4 protein-coding genes are annotated in these 3,053 nt (G+C 48.1%); 1 reads left to right on the forward strand and 3 read right to left on the reverse strand.

Features of this window, described 5'->3' with window-relative positions:
• The coding region (locus tag BG32_RS15900; RefSeq protein ID WP_220660344.1) for a hypothetical protein at window positions 1–189 on the forward strand (189 nt) is incomplete at its 5' end.
• A 42-nt stretch (window positions 190–231) separates the two neighbouring features.
• Here BG32_RS15900 and BG32_RS13700 read toward each other — a convergent pair.
• From BG32_RS13700 to atpG, 3 genes are read right to left on the reverse strand one after another with little or no spacing between them, the layout of a single operon-like run.
• Window positions 232–639, reverse strand: coding sequence for a F0F1 ATP synthase subunit epsilon (locus tag BG32_RS13700; RefSeq protein WP_121526990.1), 408 nt, complete (start codon window positions 637–639; stop codon window positions 232–234).
• Window positions 632–2,029: a F0F1 ATP synthase subunit beta gene (atpD, locus tag BG32_RS13705; protein ID WP_407656338.1), complete on the reverse strand. Its 1,398-nt coding sequence runs from the start codon at window positions 2,027–2,029 to the stop codon at window positions 632–634. Before atpD ends, BG32_RS13700 begins: the two co-directional genes overlap by 8 nt.
• Window positions 2,030–2,073: 44 nt before the next feature.
• Window positions 2,074–2,907 carry an ATP synthase F1 subunit gamma gene (gene atpG, locus BG32_RS13710; protein WP_006492791.1) on the reverse strand — a complete coding sequence of 278 codons (834 nt, stop codon included), beginning with the start codon at window positions 2,905–2,907 and terminating at the stop codon, window positions 2,074–2,076.
• Between the last annotated feature and the right edge of the window lie 146 nt (window positions 2,908–3,053).

Raw genomic sequence — 3,053 nt, forward strand, 5'->3', positions numbered from 1 at the left:
CTTCTCGTGAGCGAAGCGAACTCTCGACAATGGATTTTCTCCGTTTTCTCTTTGGAGAAACTAGATGCTGAAATACGACGGGACGTGCCGGTTTCACGAAGGCTACCAAGGGGCCGAAGCAATTTAGGTATGACGGCATTTGACTTCTTTTTATTCTTTGGTTTGCAACTTGGAACAAACAACATGTAACTGCTCTTTCGAAGGAGGGGTTCACAATCTTAGACGGGCAACTTATCCCCTCGAACCAATCTCGATTCTCAACATGTGCCTCTGAAGTTTGGCCTCGTTTCGGGCGCGTTCGCGCCTTGACTTGCTTACCTGGAGCAACTCCTCTGCCCTTTTCAGTCGCTGCTTCGCACGCTCAACACTGATTTCTTCCGGAGTTTCCGCAGCATCTGTCACAATTGTAAGTCCTTCTCTTTCCTGAAGGACATAGCCACCGTGAACGGCAAACTGAAGAGTGTTAGAGCCGGACCGTACTTTCATTACATCAACGGTCAGTTCCATCAATGCAGGGGCCCTTTCGGGCAGATAACCTATCTCACCTTCTGTCGACCGGAACGAGATAAAATCTGCATCGCCCTCCCATTCTATTCCGTAGGGAGTTATAATTCTGATTTTTAAGGCCACTTCACTCATCCTTCGTAAGATTCTTTGCCTTTTCTTTTGCCTCGTCGATAGTCCCAACCATCATGAATGCCTGTTCAGGCAGGGAATCGTGTTTGCCTTCTAGAATCTCTTTGAAGCCCCTGATTGTTTCGGAGATGGGAACGTATTTACCCTCCATGTTACTAAATTTTTCAGCAACAAAGAATGGCTGGGTCAGGAATCTCTGGATCTTTCTCGCTCTTTGGACAGTAAGCTGGTCTTCCTCGGAGAGTTCTTCCATTCCTAGAATCGCTATAATGTCTTGAAGGTCCTTATATCTCTGAAGAACCTCCTGGACCCTTCTTGCGACCTGATAATGTTCTTGACCTACAACGACTGGATCGAGATTTTTTGAGGTGGAGTCGAGCGGATCGACGGCTGGATAAAGCCCCTGTTCGGCTATCGAACGAGAAAGGTTTACCGTGGCGTCGAGATGACTGAATGTAGTGGCTGGCGCCGGATCCGTGAAATCATCGGCCGGAACGTAAATTGCCTGAACCGAAGTGATAGAACCCGATCTTGTCGAGGTAATTCTCTCCTGAAGGTTTCCCATTTCTGTCGCGAGTGTCGGCTGGTAACCGACGGCGGACGGCATTCTTCCGAGAAGTGCCGAGACTTCAGAACCGGCCTGAACGAATCGGAAAATATTGTCTATGAATACAAGTACGTCCTTCTTCTGTACATCTCTGAAATACTCTGCCATCGTTATGGCGGAGAGACCTACCCTGAATCTCGCTCCGGGTGGTTCATTCATCTGCCCGAAGACAAGAGCGGTGTTCTCGATAACGCCGGCCTCCTGCATATCCAGCCACAAGTCGTTTCCCTCTCTCGTTCTCTCACCGACTCCCGCAAAGACCGATAGACCCTTCTGCTCGATCGCGAAGTTTCTTATGAGTTCCATGACGAGGACGGTTTTTCCGACTCCCGCTCCTCCCGAGAAGCCAATCTTCCCACCTTTGCTGAAGGGTGCGAGAAGATCGATGACCTTTATTCCCGTTTCAAGTATCTCGACTTCAGTCTGCTGATCGGTGACCGACGGAGCCGCTCTGTGTATTTCCCAGTGATCGGAAAACTTCACCTCACCCTTCTCATCTATCGGTTCACCGAGTAGATTGAACATTCTACCAAGAATCTCTTCTCCCACAGGAACCGTCACCTGGCTTCCCGTATCAATGACTTCCTGCCCCCTTACCAATCCATCGGTGCTGTCCATTGCTATCGCCCTTACGCTGTTGTCACCTATCAACTGGGCAACTTCAAGGACTATCTCTTTATTTAAGAATTCGTTCTTCACTTTCAGAGCATTAAGAATGTCGGGTAGCATTGCTCCCTCGAACGATATGTCCACGACAGGTCCGGTTATTGCAATGACCTTGCCAATGTTCTGTTTATTTTTGTCGGGCACACTCACACCTCCAAAATCAATTAACCGTTTAGTGCTTCAGCGCCGTTAACGACCTCAATTATCTCTTGAGTAATATTCGACTGACGCAGTTTATTTCTGACCAGTGTCAACTGCTGAATCATGTTCTTAGCGTTTTCCGTCGCGTTCTTCATTGCATTTTGTCTTGAAAATAGTTCTCCGACCTTTGTTTCATACATGCCAAGAAGAACTTTTGCAACCAGCCAGGAATTCAGGACGTCCTTGAACAATACATCGATCTCTGGCTCAAAGTCAAAGAAATCGTTGTCGGGCCTGCTGAATTCATCAAGGGGAAGAAGCTTCACAGCTTTCGGTATTTGCGCCAGAGGGTTCTTGAAACTGCTGTAGACCATCCTTAGACCCCCAGCGTGCTCGCTCTCCATAATGTCAAGAGCATCATCGACTATTATGGCCGCTTCGTCCAGATCGGGAGTGTCGTAGAAATGGCTGAAAGAACTGATAGGTATGTCACCCTTCTTGAAAAAGCTTTCGGCCTTGATGCCTACCGTCACAATGTGCCTGATATCTGAGTTAGTTATCTCCCGTTCGGCGGCTTTCATTATTTCGGCGTTGAAAGCGCCCGCAAGGCCCATATCCGAACTGATTACCAGAAGAATCTCTCCTTCGCCCTCAATCTTCGGGTGGCTTGTATCACCAAAGTAAGCTCTGATTAAGGCTCTCTCCATAGCCCTTTCGTAGAGCCTCACAAATTTCAGTCCCTTTTGAATCTTGTTGATCTTTGCCCGCGCGACCATCTCCATGGCGCGGGTAATCTGCATCGTCGAGTTTGTTGACTCGATGCGTTTCTTTATCGCACGCAGTTTACCCTTGCTCACGCTCAATCATCCTCGCTCTGCAAAGAGTTTCAAGGTTTCCTCGATAGCCTTCTTCAAAAGCTTCTCCGTCTCTTCTTCGATGACCTTCTTCTCTCTTATGGAAGCCAAAACATTCGAATAGGAAGCTCGCAAGGTTTTCAAAAGAG

Source organism: Mesotoga sp. HF07.pep.5.2.highcov (genome assembly GCF_003666285.1).
GTDB lineage: Bacteria > Thermotogota > Thermotogae > Petrotogales > Kosmotogaceae > Mesotoga > Mesotoga prima.

Coding starts and splice junctions, on each gene's coding strand:
- BG32_RS13700 (WP_121526990.1), bottom strand. CDS start 639: ATGAGTGAAGTGGCCTTAAAAATCAGAATTATAACTCCCTACGGAATA.